The organism is Streptomyces sp. NPDC102514 (assembly GCF_055584525.1).
The window spans coordinates 382,598-402,405 of the sequence record NZ_JBVJLW010000002.1; the positions used below are offsets into that span (position 1 = coordinate 382,598).

General features: G+C 71.0%; 20 protein-coding genes. 17 read left to right on the forward strand and 3 right to left on the reverse strand.

The window, feature by feature from the left end; translation table 11 throughout:
- Window positions 1–30: 30 nt before the first annotated feature.
- Entirely contained in the window at window positions 31–1,050 is a 1,020-nt protein-coding gene (locus ACZ60E_RS06675) for a ketoacyl-ACP synthase III family protein (RefSeq protein WP_469438803.1), read from the reverse strand.
- Between the two features lie 102 nt (window positions 1,051–1,152).
- On the reverse strand, window positions 1,153–1,947 hold the full coding sequence (locus ACZ60E_RS06680) for a class II aldolase/adducin family protein (RefSeq protein ID WP_469438804.1): 795 nt from the start codon (window positions 1,945–1,947) through the stop codon (window positions 1,153–1,155).
- Between the two features lie 404 nt (window positions 1,948–2,351).
- Here ACZ60E_RS06680 and ACZ60E_RS06685 point away from each other — a divergent pair, with 404 nt between their 5' ends.
- From ACZ60E_RS06685 to ACZ60E_RS06765, 17 genes are all read left to right on the forward strand, one after another.
- Window positions 2,352–3,980 (forward strand): DUF885 domain-containing protein, encoded by a 1,629-nt coding sequence (locus ACZ60E_RS06685; RefSeq protein ID WP_469438805.1) that lies wholly within the window; start codon window positions 2,352–2,354, stop codon window positions 3,978–3,980.
- Between the two features lie 325 nt (window positions 3,981–4,305).
- Window positions 4,306–5,808, forward strand: coding sequence for an AMP-binding protein (locus ACZ60E_RS06690; protein WP_469438806.1), 1,503 nt, complete (start codon window positions 4,306–4,308; stop codon window positions 5,806–5,808).
- Window positions 5,805–6,095: a phosphopantetheine-binding protein gene (locus tag ACZ60E_RS06695; RefSeq protein ID WP_469438807.1), complete on the forward strand. Its 291-nt coding sequence runs from the start codon at window positions 5,805–5,807 to the stop codon at window positions 6,093–6,095. Before ACZ60E_RS06690 ends, ACZ60E_RS06695 begins: the two co-directional genes overlap by 4 nt.
- Before the next feature lie 9 nt (window positions 6,096–6,104).
- A complete protein-coding gene (locus ACZ60E_RS06700) occupies window positions 6,105–6,482 on the forward strand; it encodes an ectoine synthase (RefSeq protein WP_384807193.1) in 378 nt (125 codons plus the stop codon).
- Between the two features lie 39 nt (window positions 6,483–6,521).
- Complete coding sequence (locus ACZ60E_RS06705) at window positions 6,522–7,718, forward strand: acyl-CoA dehydrogenase family protein (RefSeq protein WP_469438808.1); 1,197 nt, start codon at window positions 6,522–6,524, stop codon at window positions 7,716–7,718.
- Window positions 7,715–8,446: a transglutaminase-like domain-containing protein gene (locus ACZ60E_RS06710; protein ID WP_469438809.1), complete on the forward strand. Its 732-nt coding sequence runs from the start codon at window positions 7,715–7,717 to the stop codon at window positions 8,444–8,446. The genes ACZ60E_RS06705 and ACZ60E_RS06710 overlap by 4 nt, the downstream gene beginning before the upstream one ends.
- Before the next feature lies 1 nt (window position 8,447).
- On the forward strand, window positions 8,448–9,815 hold the full coding sequence (locus ACZ60E_RS06715; protein ID WP_469438810.1) for a TrpB-like pyridoxal phosphate-dependent enzyme: 1,368 nt from the start codon (window positions 8,448–8,450) through the stop codon (window positions 9,813–9,815).
- Entirely contained in the window at window positions 9,812–11,119 is a 1,308-nt protein-coding gene (locus ACZ60E_RS06720) for an ATP-grasp domain-containing protein (protein WP_469438811.1), read from the forward strand. Before ACZ60E_RS06715 ends, ACZ60E_RS06720 begins: the two co-directional genes overlap by 4 nt.
- A 37-nt stretch (window positions 11,120–11,156) precedes the next feature.
- On the forward strand, window positions 11,157–11,666 hold the full coding sequence (locus ACZ60E_RS06725) for a hypothetical protein (RefSeq protein WP_469438812.1): 510 nt from the start codon (window positions 11,157–11,159) through the stop codon (window positions 11,664–11,666).
- A gap of 3 nt (window positions 11,667–11,669) precedes the next feature.
- Window positions 11,670–12,203 carry a cobalamin-dependent protein gene (locus ACZ60E_RS06730; protein ID WP_469438813.1) on the forward strand — a complete coding sequence of 178 codons (534 nt, stop codon included), beginning with the start codon at window positions 11,670–11,672 and terminating at the stop codon, window positions 12,201–12,203.
- Window positions 12,176–13,642, forward strand: a complete 1,467-nt coding sequence (locus ACZ60E_RS06735; RefSeq protein WP_469438814.1) for a methylaspartate mutase — start codon at window positions 12,176–12,178, stop codon at window positions 13,640–13,642. The genes ACZ60E_RS06730 and ACZ60E_RS06735 overlap by 28 nt, the downstream gene beginning before the upstream one ends.
- Window positions 13,639–14,883 (forward strand): ATP-grasp domain-containing protein, encoded by a 1,245-nt coding sequence (locus ACZ60E_RS06740; RefSeq protein ID WP_469438815.1) that lies wholly within the window; start codon window positions 13,639–13,641, stop codon window positions 14,881–14,883. Before ACZ60E_RS06735 ends, ACZ60E_RS06740 begins: the two co-directional genes overlap by 4 nt.
- 49 nt (window positions 14,884–14,932) lie before the next feature.
- The gene (locus tag ACZ60E_RS06745) at window positions 14,933–16,120 is read left to right on the forward strand and encodes an MFS transporter (RefSeq protein WP_453793293.1); all 1,188 of its coding nucleotides are present in this window, start codon (window positions 14,933–14,935) and stop codon (window positions 16,118–16,120) included.
- Between the two features lie 119 nt (window positions 16,121–16,239).
- Window positions 16,240–16,509 carry a GlsB/YeaQ/YmgE family stress response membrane protein gene (locus ACZ60E_RS06750; RefSeq protein ID WP_384807175.1) on the forward strand — a complete coding sequence of 90 codons (270 nt, stop codon included), beginning with the start codon at window positions 16,240–16,242 and terminating at the stop codon, window positions 16,507–16,509.
- A 187-nt stretch (window positions 16,510–16,696) separates the two neighbouring features.
- The gene (locus ACZ60E_RS06755) at window positions 16,697–17,761 is read left to right on the forward strand and encodes a Rieske 2Fe-2S domain-containing protein (RefSeq protein ID WP_469438816.1); all 1,065 of its coding nucleotides are present in this window, start codon (window positions 16,697–16,699) and stop codon (window positions 17,759–17,761) included.
- Entirely contained in the window at window positions 17,758–17,958 is a 201-nt protein-coding gene (locus ACZ60E_RS06760) for a hypothetical protein (protein ID WP_469438817.1), read from the forward strand. The genes ACZ60E_RS06755 and ACZ60E_RS06760 overlap by 4 nt, the downstream gene beginning before the upstream one ends.
- Window positions 17,955–18,947, forward strand: coding sequence for a PDR/VanB family oxidoreductase (locus ACZ60E_RS06765; protein ID WP_469438818.1), 993 nt, complete (start codon window positions 17,955–17,957; stop codon window positions 18,945–18,947). Before ACZ60E_RS06760 ends, ACZ60E_RS06765 begins: the two co-directional genes overlap by 4 nt.
- Here the strand turns inward: ACZ60E_RS06765 and ACZ60E_RS06770 are convergent.
- Window positions 18,898–19,713: an IclR family transcriptional regulator domain-containing protein gene (locus ACZ60E_RS06770; RefSeq protein WP_384807168.1), complete on the reverse strand. Its 816-nt coding sequence runs from the start codon at window positions 19,711–19,713 to the stop codon at window positions 18,898–18,900. The genes ACZ60E_RS06765 and ACZ60E_RS06770 overlap by 50 nt on opposite strands.
- Window positions 19,714–19,808 lie beyond the last annotated feature (95 nt).

Consider the following 19,808-nt stretch of genomic DNA (forward strand, 5'->3'; position numbering starts at 1 on the left):
TGCCGCGGCCGGCCCGTCGGCGTCGCTCGGTCAGTGCGTCCAGACGGGCTGTTCGGCGATCTCCAGCACCGTGGCGGTCCAGACGAAACCGACGCCCATACCGACCAGCAGCACCAGGTCGCCCTCGTGCAACACACCGGTACGCAAATGGTGTTCGAGTGCCAGGAACTGATCGCTGTTGGCGAGGTGGCCGATGCGCCTGCCCCACCGCCAGGCGGTGCGTTCCACGGGAAGCCCCAGCGGTCCGAGGAACGCCCGGGTGAGCATCTCGTGCCCCAGGTTCGACACCAGCACCTGGGCGATGCCGTCCAGCTTGGTGCCCGCCTCGGACAGCGCATGGTCCACCGCGGAGACGACCTGGGCCTCGAAACGGCGCTGCACCTCGGACGAGGAGGTGGTGCGCAGGAAGGCCTTCTTGCGCGGGGTGGCGTCCAGCGGCCCGCGCCGCAGAGACGCCGACGCAAGGGGTTCGTCGCCCCGGTGCATCTGTTCCAGCTCGGAGTCGGCCCGTGTCGCGATGCTCAGGACGCGGGCGGCGCCTCGGCGGCGGGACATCACGACAGCCGCCGCGCCGTCACCGAAGACCATGCCCTTGTTCGTCCGCCATCGGTCGAACTCGCCGTCGAACCGGTCCGCGCACGTGATCAGCACAGCCGTGTCCGCGTGCATCACCAGGTGGTTCCTGGCGAGGTCGAGCGCGAACAGCCCGCCGTTGCACCCCTGCCGGATCTCCAGCGCCGGGGCGCCGACACCGACGGCGTACCGCTCCACGTACGACGCCGCGGCCCATTCCTCCGGGCCCTGGCGGTACGCGGTGGCGTGCAGCAGGAGGCTGACGTCCTGCGGGCGGTGCGCGGAGCGCAGCAGTGCCTGCCGGCCCGCTCTGACAGCCATCTCGGCCGGTGAGAACCAACTCTCCACGGCCACGGTCTCCATACGGTCCTTGCGGTTCCAGGCCTGTTCGTAGCGGCCGTCCGCGACCGCTTCCGTCACCGTGGTCCTGTCGGCGGGCACGTAGCCGCCGATCCCGGAAAGGTAGACGTCATCCACTGTTCGCGACCCCCGTTGGTCGTCATCGATCCCGGCCGTCACCGGTCCGGGCCGTCATCGGTCCTGATCGTCATCGGTCTTGCTCGTCACTGGTCCTGGTCGTCACTGGTCGAACAGGTCGGGCTCGTCGCGGAGGACCTGGTCGCGCAGCGGCTGGAAGTTGATCCAGCCCATGTCGTCGTTGCCGAGTTGGTCCCGCGCCGCGCAGGCGGTCCCGTGGTCGACGGGGACCACCGGGCCGGCGGCCTTGGCCAGCAGCTGCGCCTGACAGGAGCGCTCCATCGTGATGAACCACCAGGCCGCGGCCTCGACGGAGCGCCCGACGGTGAGCAGCCCGTGGTTGCGCAGGATCACGGCCTTGTGGTCACCGAGGACGGCGGCGATGCGCTTGCCCTCCTCCAGGTCGGTCACCACGCCGTTGTAGTCGTCGTAGAGGCCGTGGTCCTCGTAGAAGGCGCAGGCGTCCTGGGTCAGCGGCTCCAGCAGCGCGCCCATGGAGGACAGCGCCCTGCCGTGGAGGGAGTGGCTGTGCGCGGCCGACACCACCTCGGGGCGGGCGCTGTGGATCCGCGAGTGGATGGCGAACGCCGACTCGTTGACATGGTGGCGGCCCTCGACCACCGCGCCCCGGCCGTCGACGAGGACCAGGTCGCCCTTGCGGATGTGCTGGAACGAAACCCCGTAGGGGTTGGCCCAGAAAAAGTCCGTGTGCTCGGGATCGCGGGCGGTGATGTGCCCTGCGGTTCCTTCTTCGAATCCGAACCTGCCGAAGAGCCGGAATGCCACCAGAAGGCTCTCCTGACGGTGCTTCCGCTCTTCCTTCACGTCCTCGTAGGACCGCGGCCAACGAAAGAACAATTGATCTTTCGGTATTGGCTTGAGATCATTAAGACTCATGCGTCGACTCCACCCCCGTGGATTTTGACTGAGCCGATTCTCGCGTATGCCAGGCATCGCCTAGATCGCTTTGGAGGCTACCCCAGAGTTGCCGATCCGTGTCAATCCCGTTATTGCAAAGAGCATCTTTGCAATCGTCTCAATATCATTGCGAACAATGGCCGGATCGCGTTCCCGGAATGATTTCCTCAGGTCGGACAAAAGCACCACGAGATATCACCCGCACCATGGAGCCACAGACTCCTCGATGAAATTTCAACATTGGTTTCGTCACTTTTTGTCCAGAAAATTACGATATACCTTCATAGATGATCAGGTAGTGGCCCTCAAAGTGGTGGCTGATTCTGCCGCCTGTTCCTTACAGTCGGCATATGCACGCTGCGGTTACTGATTCTGTTCACTCCTTGTGCGACGACTACGTCACCCGCCACGCAGACCTGGACCCGGTCGCCGCCACCGTCCGAGGCATCCCCGGCCAGGAGGGCCGGCTCACCGACTACTCGCCCGAGGGCCACCGGGCCCGCGCCGACCTGAACGCCGCGGCACTGCGCGCCGTGGCAGCCGCCCGGCCGCGGGACGCCGCCGAGGCCACCGCCCGTACCGTCTTCGCCGAACGCGTGGGCATGGAGGTGGAGATCCACGAGGCCGGGCTCGACAGCGCCGCGCTCAACGTCATCGAGAGCCCGGTACAGCTCCTGCGCTCGGTCTTCGACCTGATGCCCACCCGCACCCCGGCCGACTGGGCGGTGATCGCGTCCCGGCTGGCCCGATTACCGGAGGCCGTGACGCGCCTTCAGGACGGCCTGCGACACGCCGCCTCCCGCGGCACGGTGGCCGCGTTGCGCCAGGTCACGGGGTGCGCCGCGCAGTGCGACAGCTGGGCCGCGGGGTACTTCACCACCTTGACCGCCGACGCCGACGTACCGGCCGCGCTCCGCGCGGACCTGGACACGGGCGTACGGGCGGCCTCCGACGCCTACTCGGGGCTGGCCCGCTTCCTGCGCGACGACCTGGCCCCGGCGGCGCCGGTCCGGGACGCCGTCGGCGCCGACACCTACCGGTTGTGGCTCCGCCACTTCACGGGTGCCGCGCCGGACCCCGTCGAGGTCTACGCCTGGGGCTGGCAGGAGTTCCTCGCCATCGAGGCCGAACTGCGGCAGGTGGCCGACCGGATCGCGCCAGACGCCGGACCGCGCGGGGCTGCCGCCGTGCTGAATGCCGATCCGGCCTGCCGGGCGGAAGGAGCGGAGGCCTTCCGGCGCTGGGCACAGGATCTCTGCGACACGGCGTCGGCCGAGCTGCGCGGGTCGCATTTCGACATCCCCGCGCCGCTGGCGACGCTGGAGTGCCGGATCGCGCCGGCGGGCGGCGGCACGTACTACACCGGCCCCTCGGACGACCTCTCCCGGCCGGGCCGGGTGTGGTGGTCGCTGCCCGCGGGCCGGACCCACCACCCCACCTGGCGCAAGGTCACCACCGTCTACCACGAGGGCGTTCCCGGACATCATCTGCAGGTCGGCACCGCCGTGCTCCAGGCCGGCCGGCTCAACCGCTTCCAGCGGCTGATGTGCCATGTGTCGGCCCACAGCGAGGGCTGGGCCCTGTACGCGGAGCGGCTGATGAGGGAACTGGGCCACCTCAAGGACGACGCCGCCCTCATGGGCATGCTGGACGCGCAGCTGTTCCGCGCGGCACGGGTGGTCATCGACATCGGTATGCACCTCGAACTGCCCGTCCCGGCCGGTGCCGGCTTCCACGAGGGTGAACGCTGGACGCCCGAGCTGGGCCGGGACTTCCTGCTCGCCCGTACGCTCATCGATCCGGGCGGTGTGGACGAGGAGATCGACCGTTACCTGGGCTGGCCGGGCCAGGCGCCCTCGTACAAGCTCGGCGAGCGGGTGTGGTGCGCCGCCCGCGACGAGGCGCGCCGCCGCCATGGCCCGGCGTTCGACGCCAGGACATTCCACACGCGCGCACTGGGTCTGGGCGCCATGGGTCTGGACACGCTGCGCGAAAGTCTGGCGGCCCTGTGAACGACCATTCCGTTTGAGGCTCTTCGCCCACGCATGACAGCGGCGGAGTATCCGTACATCGCGCAGGCCGTGCCGTCGTTCCACGAAAGGGGCAGCACATGCATTTCCCGCGGAACTGTATTGCGGTCCCGTTCCGGAGAGAAAATCCGCGGCACCGGCAATCCGACGCCTGCTCGGCGTCGAACAGCAGAAGACACTGCCACCCGCTCCTATCTGTTCGCCGCAGGTCTCTTCGGAATTTTTAAGATCCCTTCAGGCGTGCAACCGCCGCTTCACCGGCATGCGGCTGCCCCGAAAGAATCCAGGAATTGGCGGTACGGGCACCATGCTCGATTCCCTCGCGCAGGACATCCTCGCGCACGACCGGCGCACCCCTGACGCCCCGGCGCTGCTGTGGAACGGCGCCACGCTCACCTACGGCGGGCTGGCCGCGCTCGCGGACACGGCCGCCCTCCGGCTCGCCGCGCCGGACCTCCGCGGGGACGCCCCCATAGCGGTCCGCGCGGTGAAGTCCCCCGCGTCGCTCGCCCTGGTGCTGGCCTGTCTGCTCGCCCGGCGGACCGTTCTGCTGCTCTCCCCCGACCTGGGCCGGCTGGCCGCGGCCCGGCTGGCGGAACGGGCGGGCTGCGTCGGCCTGCTGGTGCCGAGCACGGACGCGGAGGCCGCGCTCGAACCGGTCCCGGTGCCCGCCCGGCCGGCGCCACCCGGTTCCGCCCTGCTGCTCACCACCTCGGGCTCGACGAAACTGCCGAAGACCGTCTGTCTGAGCCACACCGCGCTGGACCGGTTCACGCGCTGGGCCGGGAGCGCCTTCCCGCTCGGCGCGGGCCACCGGGTGCTCAGCTATGCCCCGTTGAACTTCGACCTCAGCCTCTTCGACGTCTGGGCGACCCTGCGGCACGGTGGCTGTGTGATCCCGGTGGACCCCGGCCGGGCCACCGATCCGCGTCACCTGGCAGGCCTGTTCAGGGAGACCGGGCCCGAGGTCGTCCAGGCGGTGCCGATGCTGTTCCGGCTGCTGGCCGGGACCGGGCCGGACGCGGAGCCCTTCACCTCGGTCCGCCATGTGCTGCTCACCGGAGAGCACACCCCGCGTTCCCTGCGCGGCCGACTCGCCCAGCTGTTTCCGCGGGCGGAGTTCCACAACGTGTACGGCTGCACGGAGACCAACGACAGCCTGCTGTACTCGTGCGGCGCACGGGAGGTGGCCGACCTGGAGGCGCTGCCGCTGGGCGGTCCGCTGCCGGGCGCCCGTGTCCGGCTGGTCGGCGACGGCCGTGAACTGGAGGGGCCCGGCACCGGCGAACTGTTCGTGCACACCCCGTTCCAGGCGGACGGCTACCTGGGCGCGGACGACGGCGACGACAGGTTCGTACGTCCCGCGCCGGGCACCTCGGAGCCGGTCTGGTTCCGGACCGGCGATCTGGTCCGGCGCGACAGCGAGGGCGAGTTGACCCTCGTCGGGCGCGACGACTTCCAGGTCAAGGTGGGCGGCGTCCGGGTCAGCCCGGAGGCGGTGGAGCAGGTGGCGCAGAGCCATCCCGAGGTCATGGAGGCCGCGGTGGTCGCGCTCGCGGCGCCCGGTCCCGGCACCCGCCTGCACGCCCTGGTGCGGGTCGCCCCCGACTGCGCGGTCACCGGCCTGCAACTGCTCACGCACTGCTCCGCCTGGCTGCCCCGGGCGGCCGTCCCCACCGTCCACCTCACCCGCGAACCACTGCCCACCGGCATCACCGGCAAGGTCGACCGCGCCCGGGTGCGGTCCGTCCTCACTGCCGGGCACCACGCCACGCCGAACCGACCCACGCAACCGGAGTCCTCAGCATGAGCCTGCGGCACGAGATCACGCAGCACATCGTCGCCACCTACCTGCCCGACACCTCCGCCGCGGACCTGGAGCCGTCGCTGGACCTCTTCGACACGGGGGTGGTGAACAGCCTCCAGCTGCTGGAGCTCATCGGCTGGCTGCGGGAGCGCTACCGCCTCCCGATCGAGGACCTGGACCTGTCGCTCCAGTCCTTCCGGTCGGTGGCGGCCATCCAGAACTTCATCGAGACGAACACGCCCACCGGCGCCGGTGACGCCGCCGGCGCCTCCGGCGGAAAGACGCACTAGGGGAACGACATGCTGATACGCACGAAGGAAGAGGCTCCGGTCGTCGAGTGGGGCAACGGCCTGAGTCACCGCCTGCTGCTGCAGGCCGACCGGATGGGCTTCTCCTTCTGCCACACGGTGGTAAGGGCGGGCACGAAGTCCCGCCTTGAGTACCGCAGGCACCTTGAGGCCTGCTATTGCATCACCGGGCAGGGATGGATCTCCCTGCCCGACGGGAGCGCCACCCATGAGCTGCGCCCGGGCGTCCTCTACGCCCTGGACCGGCACGACGCGCACTTCCTGATCGCCGCGCCGGGCGCCGACCTGGAGCTGATCAGCGTCTTCAACCCGCCTCTGCAGGGCGGCGAACGGCACAACCTGGACCAGGACGAGTTCTCGCACTACTGACGGTCCACCGACCACTGACGGGTTACTGACGGGGTCACCATGAGGCACTGGACAGACGAGCAGAGGGCGCTGCGGACCACCGCGGAGGCCGTCGGCGCCGACCTGGGCGCCGGACATGGGGAGAGGGACGCCCGCGGGGAGTTCGCGTGGGACGGCTGGAGACACCTGCGCGGCATCGGGCTCTTCGGGACGCCGTTCGACAGCGCCTGGGGCGGTGCGGGCCTCGACCTGCCGAGCTTGATGTACGTCTTCGAGGGCCTGGGGTACCGCTGCCCCGACGCCGGGCTCGTCTTCTCCGCGTGCACCCACATCGTGAGCACCGGTGTTCCTCTCCAGCGGTTCGGTTCCAAGGAGCTGAAGGCCCGCCACCTGCCGAGGGTGTGCGCGGGCGACGTGATCGGGGCACACGCGATCACCGAGCCGGACGGCGGCTCGGACGTGCTGGCGATGCGCACCACGGCCAGGCGGGACGGCGAGGAGTTCGTGCTCGACGGCAGCAAGGCCTTCGTGACCAACGGCCCGATCGCCGACCTCGTGGTGGTGTACGCCCGTACCGGTGCTCCCGGACACCTCGACGGAATCACGGCATTCCTGGTCCCGACGGACACCGCGGGGGTGGCGCACGGCCGTCCCCTGACGAAGATGGGCCTGCGCACGTCACCGCTGTCCGAACTCTTCCTGTCGGACGTCCGGATACCCCGCTCGCACGTGCTGGGCACGGTGGGATCCGGGTTCCTGGTCCTCGACGAGGTCATGAAGTGGGAGATCCTCTGCGGCTTCGCCGGGATCCTCGGCGAGATGCAGCACCGGCTGGAGCGCTGCGTCGAACACGCCCGCGGACGGCATCAGTTCGGCCGGCACATAGGCGCCAACCAGGCGGTCTCGCACCGCATCGTCGACATGCAGATAGGCCTGGAGACCTCCAGGAAGTGGCTCTACGACACGGCGGACAAGTTCACCGCCGGGCAGAGCGTCGCCACCGACCTGGCCATCACCAAGCTCGTGGTGAGCGAGGCCAACGTCTCCTCCGCGCTGGCCGCCGTGCAGATCTTCGGAGGACACGGCTACACCGCGGAGTACGGCCTCGAAGGGGACCTGCGCAACGCGGTCGCCGGAACGATCTACTCGGGCACCTCCGAGATCCAGCGCGAGCGGCTGGCGGCCTTCCTGGGACTGTCCCGGGCCGCGGCCCGAGGCGTGCAGAACGCCCAAGGTGTGAAGGAGCAGACGACATGACGACCGGGATCCGCACGGGGCTGCGGCCCACGCAGTTCCTGGACCACGAGTCGCCGGTGGTACGGGAGTTCGTCCGCGAAGCCCTGCGCTCGACGGATCCCGGCAACCCGGTGGATGCCGCCGTGGCCCTCTACTACGCCGTCCGCGACGGCATCCGCTACGACGTGTACGACTGCGACCTGTCCGCCAGGGGCCTCCGGGCCAGCAGCGTCATCGAACGCGGCGCCGGGTTCTGCGTCCACAAGTCCATCGTCTACGCCGCCGCGGTACGCGTCGTGGGCATCGAGAGCCGGCTCGTCTACGCGGACGTGCGCAACCATCTCGCCTCGCCCCGGCTGCGCACGCTGATGGGCGGTGACGTCTTCCGCTTCCACAGCCTGACCTCCGTACGGCTCAACGAGGCCTGGGTCAGGGCGACTCCGGTGTTCAACGCACTGCTGTGCACGCTGTACGGCATCAAGCCGCTCGACTTCGACGGACAGGCGGACAGCTACTACCACCCCTACGACGAGCAGGGCCGGCGCCACATGGAGTTCCTGGCCGTGCGGGGCGAGTTCGACGACTTCCCGTACGCGGAGGTCGTCGGCGGCATCCGGGAGGCGCACCCCCTGCTGTTCGCGGGCGTGCACACCACGACCACGGGCTCGCTCGTGTCCGAAGCGACCGGGGCGGCCAGGACGACCGACACGACCACACCGACCGGCACGGCCCCGGTGGAGGGACCCTGACATGCGAAGGACGAAGTTCCTGCTGGGCGAGGAAGACACGCCCACGCACTGGTACAACCTCGCGGCGGACCTGCCGGGGGGCCCGCTGCACGCCGCCCTCAACCCCGCGACCCGGGAGCCGCTGACCCGCGCGGAGATGGCGGCCACCATGCCCGAGCCGCTGATCGACCAGGAGTTGAGCACCGCCCGGGAGATCGAGATACCCGAGGAGGTGCGCCGTATCTACACCTTGTGGCGCCCCTCCCCCCTGGTCCGGGCGCACCGGCTGGAGCGTGCCCTGGACACCCCGGCCCGTATCTACTACAAGTACGAGGGCGGCGCCCCGACGGGCAGCCACAAGCCCAACACCGGTGTTCCGCAGGCGTATTACAACAAGCTGGCGGGCCGGACCGGGCTGGTCACCGAGACCGGCGCCGGTCAGTGGGGCAGCGCGGCGGCCCTCGGCGCGGCGTTCTTCGGCATGACCGCCAAGGTCTTCATGGTCAAGGTGAGTTATCAGCAGAAGCCCTACCGCCGGGTGCTGATGGAGACCTACGGCACCGAGTGCGTGGCGAGCCCCAGCACACGGACGGCGGTCGGACGCAAGATCCTCGCCGACGACCCGGACAACCCGGGCAGCCTCGGCATCGCCACCTCCGAGGCGCTGGAGACGGCCGCCGGCGACCGGTCACTGGGGTACGTGCTCGGCAGCGCCGCCAACCATGTGCTGCTGCACCAGACCGTGATCGGCCAGGAGGCCGTGCGGCAGATGGAACTGGCCGGGGACCACCCGGACGTCGTCATCGGCTGTGCGGGCGGCGGCAGCAACCTGGCCGGGCTGGCCTTCCCGTTCCTGGGCGCCCGGCTGCGGGGCGGCAGGCCCGTGCGGATCATCGCCGTGGAGCCCGCCGCCTGCCCCACCCTGACCCGGGGGACGATCGCCTACGACTACGCCGACTCGGCCGGGCTCGGCCCGCTGTTCCGGATGCACACCCTCGGCCACGGCTTCGTACCGCCGCCGGTGCACGCCGGAGGGCTGCGGGCCCACGGCATCGGCCCGGCGGTGAGCCGGGCCGTAGAGGACGGGCTGATCGAGGCGACGGCCGTGGGCCAGGTCGCCTGCCTGGAGGCGGGCGTCCGGTTCGCCCGTACCGAGGGCATCCTGCCGGCCCCGGAGTCCACCCACGCCCTTCGGGTCGCCATCGACGAGGCGCTGCGCTGCCGCGAGGAAGGGCGCTCCCGGGCCATCCTGTTCGGCCTGTCCGGACACGGGCACTTCGATCTGGCGGCCTACCAGAAGTACGCCGCGGGTGAGTTGACCGACGGCGAGGCCGACAGCCACGGGCTGGCGCTGGCCGCCGCCGGTATCCCGGGGGCGGGCGGGGCATGAGCGCCCGGCCGTCCCCCGCGTACGCCGCCCGCGCCACGGGCCCGGCCACCCGGGTCGCCGTGGTGGACGCCGACGGCATGGGCGCCTTCCTGCCCGGCGCGCTGGCCCGCGAGGGCGTACGGAGCGTCCTGGTGCGGTCGGACGCCCCGAACCCGCACCTGGCGAACCAGCCGGACCGGACTGACCGCTCGGACCTGTCCGACCGGCCTCCGGAGGTCACGCACCGCGGTGACCTGGCCGCCACGGCCGACGCGCTGCGCCGGTACGGGGTGGACCGTGTCGTCGCCGGCGCCGAGTCGGGCGTCCTCCTGGCCGACGCGTTGTCCGCCGAACTCGGCACGCCTGGCCATGGGATGAGCCGGCCGTCGGCCCGGCGGGACAAGTACGAGATGGCCTGCGCGGTGCGGGAGTCCGGGCAGTCCACGGCGGCGTGTCTCGCGACCGACAGCGCCGACGAGGTGGTCGCGTGGGCACGCGGGCACGGCCGGTGGCCGGTCGTGCTCAAGCCGCTGGCCAGCGCCGGTACGGACAACGTCCTGTTCTGCCGTTCGGAGGCGGAGCTGCGGGCCGGGGTCGCGGCCATCACGGCCGGCCGCGACCGGTACGGCGGCCAGAACGTCGCCGTGCTCGTCCAGGAGCATCTGGCGGGCGCGGAGTACTTCATCAACACGGTCAGCAGCGGTGGCGTACACCATGTGGTCGAGGTGTGGCGCTATCACAAGCGGCCGGTCGGCGACCGGCCCATGTACGACCACGAGGAGCCCGTGCCCCCGGACGACCCGGTGGTCGGCGTGCTGACGGCGTACACGCTGCGGGTGCTCGACGCGCTGGAGATCCGCAACGGGGCGGCCCACACCGAGGTGATCACGACCGGGCGGGGGCCCGTCCTGGTGGAGTGCGCGGCCCGCCACGGCGGTTCGCACACGCCGTCCGTGGTGTCCCGCTTCCTGGGCACGGACCAGCTGGCATGTCTGGCGCGCGCCCTCGCCCATCCCGAGGAGGCCGCGCGCGGGCAGCTGCCGCGCTATCGGCCGCGCGCCCATCTGCGGTACGTCACCCTCCGCTCGCCCCGGACCGGCGGCCCGCTGTCCGCCGAGCGGTTCGCGCCGGTACGCGCCCTGGGCACGTTCGTCGAGATGGCGCTGACCATGCCGGAGGGCACCGTGCTGCCGCGCACGACGGACCTAGCCTCGTCCCCCGGCTATGTGTACCTGGGCTCCGCCGACCCGGCCCGCGTGGCGGCGGACCACCGGCGACTGCGCGCGCTGGAGCGCGCCGACCTGTACGAGGGCCCCCGGCGGTAGGGGCCGCCAACCCACCCGGCGAAAGGCATGGAGACCAATGATCAGGACGAACGAGACCCTTTCCGGTCTGTCCGAGTACCCCGCGAACTGGACGCACACCGCCAAGCTGATCTTCCCCGGCCCGCCGTTGGCCGTACCGGGGGCCTGTCTGAAGTGGTACGACATCCGCCGTGCCGACGACAAGGCGGCCCCGCACGTCACGGACGGGGCCCGCACGTTCCTGACCGAGCAGGTCGCGGCCAAGGAGCTGGATTTCCGGGGGGAGTTGGGGTTCGTGCTGCTGCACCTGGACGGCGGCAAGTACTACATGCTCGTCTGTGTGTGGCGGGACCGGGACGAGATGTGGCAGGGCCTGTTCTACAAGGACGACGGCGGTTTCCTGCCCTACCCGCCCAAGCCGGGACTGCTGCGGCCCACCCAGAACGTCGTCGAGCTGGACGCCACCTCGCACGAGCGGCGCGGCTGGTCGCGCTATCTGCGCTCGGCCCGTGACACCGCCGCGAAACAGGCGTACCTGGACGACGCGTGCACCGGGGAGCTGGTGTAGCCGATGCCGTGGACGACAGCGCCGCCCCGGAGGCTGGTCATCCTCGGGGTGGCCGCGAGCGACTGCCATGTCGTGGCCAACCAGCTCATCGCCCGCTTCCTGCGGGACGAGGGCTTCGAGGTGGAGAACCTCGGGGCCTGCACGCCCGTCGAGGAGTTCGCCCGGGCCTGCGTACGGCGTCCGGAGGCGGAGGCGCTCCTGGTGGGCAGCCTGAACGGGCACATCCACGAGGATCTGCGGGGCCTGAGGGAGGCGAAGAGGTCGGGGCGCGTCCACTGCCCGGTGGTGGTCGGCGGGAACCTCTCCGTGGGAAGCAGCAAGAGTCTGTCGTCGGACCGGCGGCTGTACGCCCTGGGGGTGGACCGGATCGTCCACGACCCGGCCACCCTCCCCACGGCGCTGGCCGAACTGCGCTCTGCGGGGCGCCACTTCACCGTCGGTCGGGCCGTCGACGGGCGGACCGTCGCGGATCGCGCCGTCTCTGGGCAGACCCTCGGCGCGGAGCCCGCGTGGTCCGGACCCGCCCGCGTCTCATGACCGGGCCGCCGTCGGCCGGGCACTCCGGGGTCGCGGGTCCCGGCCGGAGCACCGGATCCGGGGCCGCCCTCCCGAGCCTGCGGGAGTCCGTCGCCTACGTCGCCGCGCTGGGCAAGCCCGGCGTGGCGCAGGTCCTGGCGGCGGCCCGCAACCGCTGCCGGGTGGCGGTCCAGCCCCGGTGCGGGGTGGCCCGGCACGACGGCATGCGGGCCCTGCTGCGCTCCCTGGAGGCGGAGGCCGCACCGGACGTGCTCAGCCTGACCATCGACTCGCACACCCGGCTGCGGCGCTTCGGGGAGGCGGAACGGCTGCTGGCAACCCGCCCGCAGGAACTCAACGGCTATCCGCTGGTGGCCCACGGCTGGCGGCGGGCCCGGGACCTGAACGAGGCGGTCGCCGCGCCCCTGGAGGTACGGCACGGCTCGCCCGAGCCGCAGCGGCTCTTCGACGTGGCCGTGGCAGGAGGGATCACCTCGTTCGAGGGAGGTGGCATCTCCTACAACCTGCCCTACTCCAAGCAGGTGCCCCTGGCGGTGTCACTGGCGGCCTGGGACCGCGTGGACCGTCGCTGCGGCGAACTGGCCGAGCTGGGACTGGTGGTGGACCGCGAACTGTTCGGCACGCTCACCGCCGTCCTGGTCCCGCCGTCGATCAGCCTCGCGGTCAGCGTGCTCGAAGCGGTACTGGCCGCGCGGGCCGGAGTGCGCTGCCTGTCGATCGCGTATCCCCAGGGCGGCCATCTGGAACAGGACGTGGCCGCGCTCACCGCCATCCCCGTGCTCGCCGAGCGCTATCTGCCGCCGCACGTCACGGTCCACCCCGTACTGCACGAGTTCATGGGCGTCTTCCCCCGGGCGCGCCGCCACGCCGAGGATCTGATCCTGTACGGCGCACTGGTGGCCCGGCTGGGCAGGGCCTCGAAAATCATCACCAAGACCCATCAGGAGGCGGCCGGAATCCCGGACGTGCGGGCGAACATCGAAGGGGTGCGGCTGGCAGACCGGGCCAACTCCCCGCTCCTGGACTTCCTCTCGGCGGACGAGGACCGGGTCCGCGAGGAGCGCCGCTGGATCCTGGCGGAGGTCGCCGAGATCGTCGGACCGGTGCTGGAGGGGCGCGCGGCCACGTCCGCGGCGGTCGCCGGGGCGATCGTCGAGGCCTTCGCCGACGGCACGCTCGACATCCCGTTCAGCGCCAGCCGTTTCGCGAGGTCGCAGATCGTCCCCCGCCGCGACCCCGAGGGGGCGATCCGATACCTGCGCGCGGGGGCCCTGCCTCTGTCCGCGGAGTCGCTGCGACGCCAGCGCGACCTGCTGGCGGGGCCGCACGGCTCCCTGCCACCGTCAGCGGCCTCGCTCCCCGAGATCCTGCTCGCCGACATCAACTACTTCCCCAGCCTGTTCCGCGAGGAGCCCGAAGTCCGCGAGGAGCCCGAATGAGGAATGCCAAGCGCGTCCTGCTCATCGGCGGCACACCGAAACACCTGCGGAAGGCGGCGGACCTCGGACTCGGGGTGGTGTACGTCCAGTTCGAGGACGAGTTCGCGCCCGAGCAGCGGTCCCTGGCCGAGGCCGTCCTCCTCACCGACTACACCGACTGGCGGTCCCTGCGACCGCTGGTGGAGTCGGCGTACGAGAACCGGGGCTTCTCGGCCGCCGTGTCGCTCACCGAACCCGGGCTCGACCCGGCCGCCCGGGTGAACGACCTGCTGGGTCTCGGCGGAACGCCCTACGAGGTCAGCCACCGCTTCACCGACAAGTGGCTCATGCGCCGCCGGCTCGCCGAGGGACCGCAGGTGGGCGCCCGCCGGGTGGCCGCCGAACTGCTCACCGAGGACGCCGACTTGGACCGGTTCGGAGCCGCGCACGGCTATCCCTTCATCGTGAAGCCCACCAGTGGCACGGCGAGCTTCGGCGTCGTCAAGGTGGAGGGCGCGGATGCACTCGGAGCGGCCCGGCAGCGGATCCGGCGGCTGCACACGGCCACGGAACACCCGCTGACCGGTGCGTACGACATCGAACAGTTCATGATGGAGGAGTACGTCCCGGGGCCGCTGTACAGCGTGGAGACCTTCAGCTTCGACGGGCGGCACGTGGTGCTCACCGTCACCGAGGCCATCACCCGGCCGCGGACCCACGTACATGTGGGCCACGCCCTGCCGGCCCGGCTGTCCGCCGAGGACGAGGAGCGCATGGCCGACACCGCCCGGCGCTTCCTCCGGGCGATGGGGTTCCGGGACGGCCCCGCGCACACGGAGATCATCCTCAGCCCGCGGGGCCCGGTGATCTGCGAGTCGCAGAACCGGGTGGGCGGTGCCCTCCTCACCGACATGATCGACGCCGTGTACGGGCACGACGCGCAGTCCCTGGCCCTCTCCTGGGCCCTGGGTCTGGCGGACCCGCTGCCCGGGCGCCCGGTGGCCCGGGGTGCCGCCGCGAGCTGGCTGGTGGTGGCCGAGGAGGGCAGGGTCGAGCGCGTCGAGGGTGTCGAGCGGGTACGCGCCGACCCGGACACCCTCGCGGTGAGCCTCGGGGTGGCTCCGGGTGACCTGGTGCGCCCGTTGGAGGGCCAGTGGGACGGCTTGGGCCACATCTCGGCTCTCGGCCCCGACACCGACGCCGCGATCGACGCGTGCCGACGCAATCTGCGGGAGATCAGGATCCACACCCGTGCGGCCTGAGGACCGGACACGACGGCGGCCCGGTAGCAGCAACCTCCAGCCTTCGTTGGTGACTTGGCCGCTGATGCTGCGGCTGGTCACCATCGTCGGAGCCTCGGCCAGCTTCTTCCTGCTGTTGTCGGTCGTCCCTCTGTACGCCGAGGAGTCCGGGGGCGGGAGCGGTGCGGCGGGGCTGTCCACCAGCGCGCTGATGCTGGCGACCGTCTGCGGCGAACTGGCCGCGCCCCGCCTCACGGCCCGCTTCGGCCACCGTCTCGTGCTGGCGACCGGGCTGGTCCTGCTGGGCGCGCCCTCGCTGCTGCTGACCGTGTCGCACAGCATGGGCTCGATCGTGGCCGTCTGCCTCGCGCGCGGTGCGGGCTTCGCGTTGACCGTGGTCGGTGGCGGCGCCCTGACCGCGGTGCTGATACCCCCCGAGCGGCGCGGCGAGGGCCTGGCCCTGGTGGGTGTCGTGTCCGGGGCGCAGTCGGTGGTGGCTCTCCCCCTGGGCGTGTGGCTGGCCCAACACGCCGGCTTCAGCGCGGTGTTCGTCATCGCGGCCGTTCTCCCGCTCGCCACCGTCCCCGCGGTGGCCGGCCTTCCCCGGCGTGAACCGGCCGCGCAGAAGCCGTTGGGCATGGTCGACGGTTTCCGCACCCCGGCGCTAGCTCTGCCGGCCGCGGTCTTCGCGACCACCGCGCTGGGGGCGGGGATCATCGCCACGTTCCTGCCGCTGGCCGTGCCGCCGGACCGGGCGGGACTGGTCTCGGCGGCGCTGTTCCTGCAGACCGCCGCCGCGATCGGGGCCCGCTGGGTGGCGGGCCGGTACGGCGACCGCCACGGTCCTGCCGGTCTGGTCGTCCCGGGTCTGCTGCTGTGCGCCGGCGGCATGCTGGCCACCGCGCCGACGGGCAGCGCCGCGGCCGTTCTCGTCGGCATGGCCCTCTTCGGCACCGGCTTCGGCATCGCGCAGAACGCCACCCAGACACTGATGTACGCCCGCGTTCCCCCGTCGGGCTACGGCGTTGCCAGCGCTCTGTGGAACTTCGCCTACGACGCGGGGATGGGCCTCGGTGCCGTCTTCTTCGGCCTCCTCAGCGCGGGAACGGGTTACGCCGTGGCCTTCGCCGCGACCGGCGCCCTCATGACGGCCGCACTGGTCCCGGCCTGGTACGACCACCGGTTGTTCCGCCCAGGCGCATCGACCCCCGAAACCCCGTCCGACGCGAAGGACCGCCCCACGGACTCACGCTCGTGACCGACTCGGCTTCGCCCCCGGCAACCTGTGAATCTCACGAACCCGTGTTTGAAAACACCGGCACGGAACACTCGGATGTCCTGACACAGTCTTTATACGACCAGGTAGGAGACACAATCATGGGCATCATCGCCTGGATACTCATCGGTCTGCTCGCGGGCCTCATCGCCAAGGCGCTCATGCCCGGCAAGGACCCGGGCGGCATCATCATCACGATGCTCATCGGTATCGCCGGAGGTCTCCTCGGCGGGTGGCTCGGCAAGGTGATCTTCGGCGTCGACTCCATCGACGGCTTCTTCGACATCTCGACCTGGATCGCCGCCATCGTCGGCTCGCTCATCCTGCTCGCCCTGTACCGGGTCATCGCGGGAAACCGCCGCCACGCCTGACCCCGCGCCCGTAAGCGCTGCACCAGACGGCTCCGCCCTCCCACCGGGAGGGCGGAGCCGTTTCGCACGGCGGACCACTTCGGGCGCGAACCCCGCCCGAAGACTTCCGCGAGGCGGAAGGGGCATTGCGGCCCGCTGACGCTCTCCCCGACGATGCGACCACCCATCAGAGACGGGAGCAGCAAAGATGCCGCACACCACCGCCTTCGCCAGGAACCAGTGGTACGTAGCCGCCTACGCCCATGAGGTCGGGCGGGAGTTGCTCGGGCGGACCGTTCTCGGGGAGCCGCTCGTCTTCTACCGGACCGAGGACGACGGCCGGCCCGTCGCCCTGCACGACCGGTGTGTGCACCGCCGCTATCCGCTGTCCGCCAGCGGGCTCGACGGCGACCGGATCGTCTGCGGGTACCACGGCTTCACGTACGACACGACGGGTGCGTGCGTGTACGTGCCCGGTCAGAAACGGGTCCCGCGCACCGCCCGCGTCGCCGCCTACCCGGTGGTCGAGCGGGACGCCCTGATCTGGGTGTGGATCGGCGACCCCGCCCTCGCCGACCCGGAGGTCATACCGCGGGCAAGGCATCTCGACTCCCCCGGCTGGGTCACCGTCAGCGGGATGGAGCCGATCGACGCCGACTACGGGCTCCTCGTCGACAACCTCCTCGACCTGTCCCACGAGACGTATCTGCACGGCGGTTACATCGGTACCCCCGAGGTCGCCGAGACGCCCATCACCACCGAGGTGGACGAGGGCGCGGGCATCGTGCGGGTCAGCCGGCGCATGGCCGACGCCGCATGCCCGCCCTTCTACGCCAAGTCGACCGGTATCAAGGGGCGGATCACCCGCTGGCAGGACATCGAGTACCACGCGCCGTGTCTGTATCTGCTGCACAGCCGGATCGCGCCGGTCGGTGTCGTGCCCGAACCCGACGGCAGCGACCCGAACGGCTTCCACACGGAGATCACGTACGCCATCACCCCGTCCGCCGACGGCAAGGTGTACGACTTCTGGATGGTCTCGCGCGACTGGGCGACCGACGACGCCGAGGTCACCGAGTTCCTGCGGGCCAACAACCACACCGTCGTGATGCAGGACGTCGACGCGCTCAACCTGCTGCAGCGGACGCTCGGCACCGAGCGGAGCGGCTACCAGGAGCTGAGCATCAACATCGACACCGGCGGTCTGGCCGCCCGCCGTATCCTCGCCCGGCTGGTCGAGGAGGGCGACAAGCCCGTGGAGAAGGTCCTGTGAGCAGTCCCACCGGTGAGGTCTACCGCATCGACTGGCTGCCGGGCACCGACGTGCTCCACGGCACCTGTCACTGCGGGGCCGAGCACACCGCGGAGGACCCGGTCGCGATGTGGGAGTGGATGCTCGGCCACCCCGAAGGACACACGCCTGAAGGACACATGCCCGAACGACACACGCCCGGGGGACACCGCTCATGACCTCGTACGAAGCCTACGAGGCCAATGAGGCCTACGAAGCCGAACTCGTCGTCGGGCAAAGGGACTTGGCGGCCGACGGCGTACTCGCCCTCACCCTGCGCCATCCGCTCGGCGAGGAGCTGCCCGGCTGGGAACCGGGCGCCCACATCGACGTACTCCTGGGGCCCGACCTGGAGCGGCAGTACTCCCTGTGCGGCGATCCCGCCGACCGGCGCGCGTGGCGCGTCGCGGTACTGCGGGAGCCCGAGGGACGCGGTGGATCCGCCCATGTGCACGGGCAGTTGCGGGAGGGCGACAAGGTCCGGGTGCGGGGGCCGCGCAATCACTTCGCCCTGAAGCCGTCACCCCGCTACCTCTTCGTCGCGGGCGGCATCGGCATCACCCCGCTCCTGCCGATGCTGGCCGCGGCCGAGACGGCGGGCGCCGACTGGACCCTGCTGTACGGCGGTCGGACCCGCAACTCCATGGCTTTCCAGGAGGAGTTGGAGCCCTACGGGGACCGGGTGCGTGTCTTTCCGCAGGACGAGTACGGGCTGCTCGATCTCGCCGGCGCGCTCGGCGGCACCCCGCGGCCGGACACGCTCGTCTACTGCTGCGGCCCCGGTCCACTGCTGGACGCCGTGGAGGAGCGGTGCGCGGGGTGGCCGAGCGGCACCCTGCACGTCGAGCGCTTCCAGCCCAGGGACCGGGATGTGACGGCCTTTCAGGAGGCGTCCGGTGACGTCGAGTTCGATGTCGTTCTTGAGCGGTCGGGACGCACACTCACCGTGCCCGCCGACGCCACCGTGCTCGACACCGTGCGCGCGGCGGGCGTCGAGGTGCTCTTCTCCTGTACCGAGGGCACCTGCGGGACCTGTGAGACGGACGTCCTCGACGGCACGCCCGACCACCGGGACTCGGTGCTCACCGACGAGGAGCGGGCGGCCGGCGAGACCATGCTCATCTGTGTGTCCCGGTGCCTCGGGAAGCGCCTCGTGCTCGACCTGTGATCCGCAGGTCCGCCTCGATCCGGGCGACCGTGGCCAGCAGATGGGGCAGCAGGTCACGGCGTACGGACTCCACCGAGTTGCGGCTGGCGTGCACGGGGATGTTGACCGCGGCCACCACCTCGCCGTCCCGGTCGCGCACCGGGACGGCGACCGAGCGCAGCCCCTCCTCCAGTTCCTGGTCGACGATCGCGTACCCCTGACGGCGTACCCGGCGCAGTTCTGTGCGCAGCAGTTCGGGCGAGACGATCGTGCGGGCGGTCAGGGGGCCGAGGTCCGCGCGTGACAGCCGGGTGTCGATCTCCTCGTCGGGCAGCTGCGCGAGCAGCACCCGCCCGACCGAGGTGACATGGGCGGGAAAGCGGCTGCCGACGGTGATGGTCGCGGTCATGATGCGGTGCGTCGGTACGCGGGCGACGTACACGATGTCGTCGCCGTCGAGGACGCACAGGGACGACGACTCCCTTATCTGCGCGACGAGTTGCTCCAGATGCGGCTCGGCGATCTCCGGCAGGGTGACACTGGACAGGTAGGAGTATCCGAGTTCCAGGACGCGCGGGGTGAGCCGGAACATCCGGCCGTCCGTCTCCACGTATCCCAGGTCGAAGAGGGTCAGCAGGAAGCGGCGGGCCGCCGCGCGGGTCAGGTCGCTGACCCGCGCCACCTCGCTGAGCGTCAGCTCCGGATGGTCGGCGTCGAAGGCGCGGATGACCGCGAGGCCGCGCTCGAAGGAACGGACGAAATGCGGTTCGCGATCTCCAGCAGGCATCGTCGCCTCCACGGGACGCACGGGGGTGCGCTCTGCGCACGCTAGGAGCACAGATCGGCAACTGTCAACGACCGTGCGCGTCAAGAGCATTGACC

Coding starts and splice junctions, on each gene's coding strand:
- ACZ60E_RS06730 (WP_469438813.1), top strand. CDS start 11,670: ATGCCGTGGACGACAGCGCCGCCCCGGAGGCTGGTCATCCTCGGGGTG.
- ACZ60E_RS06765 (WP_469438818.1), top strand. CDS start 17,955: ATGACCTCGTACGAAGCCTACGAGGCCAATGAGGCCTACGAAGCCGAA.
- ACZ60E_RS06700 (WP_384807193.1), top strand. CDS start 6,105: ATGCTGATACGCACGAAGGAAGAGGCTCCGGTCGTCGAGTGGGGCAAC.
- ACZ60E_RS06695 (WP_469438807.1), top strand. CDS start 5,805: ATGAGCCTGCGGCACGAGATCACGCAGCACATCGTCGCCACCTACCTG.
- ACZ60E_RS06690 (WP_469438806.1), top strand. CDS start 4,306: ATGCTCGATTCCCTCGCGCAGGACATCCTCGCGCACGACCGGCGCACC.
- ACZ60E_RS06720 (WP_469438811.1), top strand. CDS start 9,812: ATGAGCGCCCGGCCGTCCCCCGCGTACGCCGCCCGCGCCACGGGCCCG.
- ACZ60E_RS06750 (WP_384807175.1), top strand. CDS start 16,240: ATGGGCATCATCGCCTGGATACTCATCGGTCTGCTCGCGGGCCTCATC.
- ACZ60E_RS06725 (WP_469438812.1), top strand. CDS start 11,157: ATGATCAGGACGAACGAGACCCTTTCCGGTCTGTCCGAGTACCCCGCG.
- ACZ60E_RS06755 (WP_469438816.1), top strand. CDS start 16,697: ATGCCGCACACCACCGCCTTCGCCAGGAACCAGTGGTACGTAGCCGCC.
- ACZ60E_RS06710 (WP_469438809.1), top strand. CDS start 7,715: ATGACGACCGGGATCCGCACGGGGCTGCGGCCCACGCAGTTCCTGGAC.
- ACZ60E_RS06740 (WP_469438815.1), top strand. CDS start 13,639: ATGAGGAATGCCAAGCGCGTCCTGCTCATCGGCGGCACACCGAAACAC.
- ACZ60E_RS06715 (WP_469438810.1), top strand. CDS start 8,448: ATGCGAAGGACGAAGTTCCTGCTGGGCGAGGAAGACACGCCCACGCAC.
- ACZ60E_RS06680 (WP_469438804.1), bottom strand. CDS start 1,947: ATGAGTCTTAATGATCTCAAGCCAATACCGAAAGATCAATTGTTCTTT.
- ACZ60E_RS06770 (WP_384807168.1), bottom strand. CDS start 19,713: ATGCCTGCTGGAGATCGCGAACCGCATTTCGTCCGTTCCTTCGAGCGC.
- ACZ60E_RS06705 (WP_469438808.1), top strand. CDS start 6,522: ATGAGGCACTGGACAGACGAGCAGAGGGCGCTGCGGACCACCGCGGAG.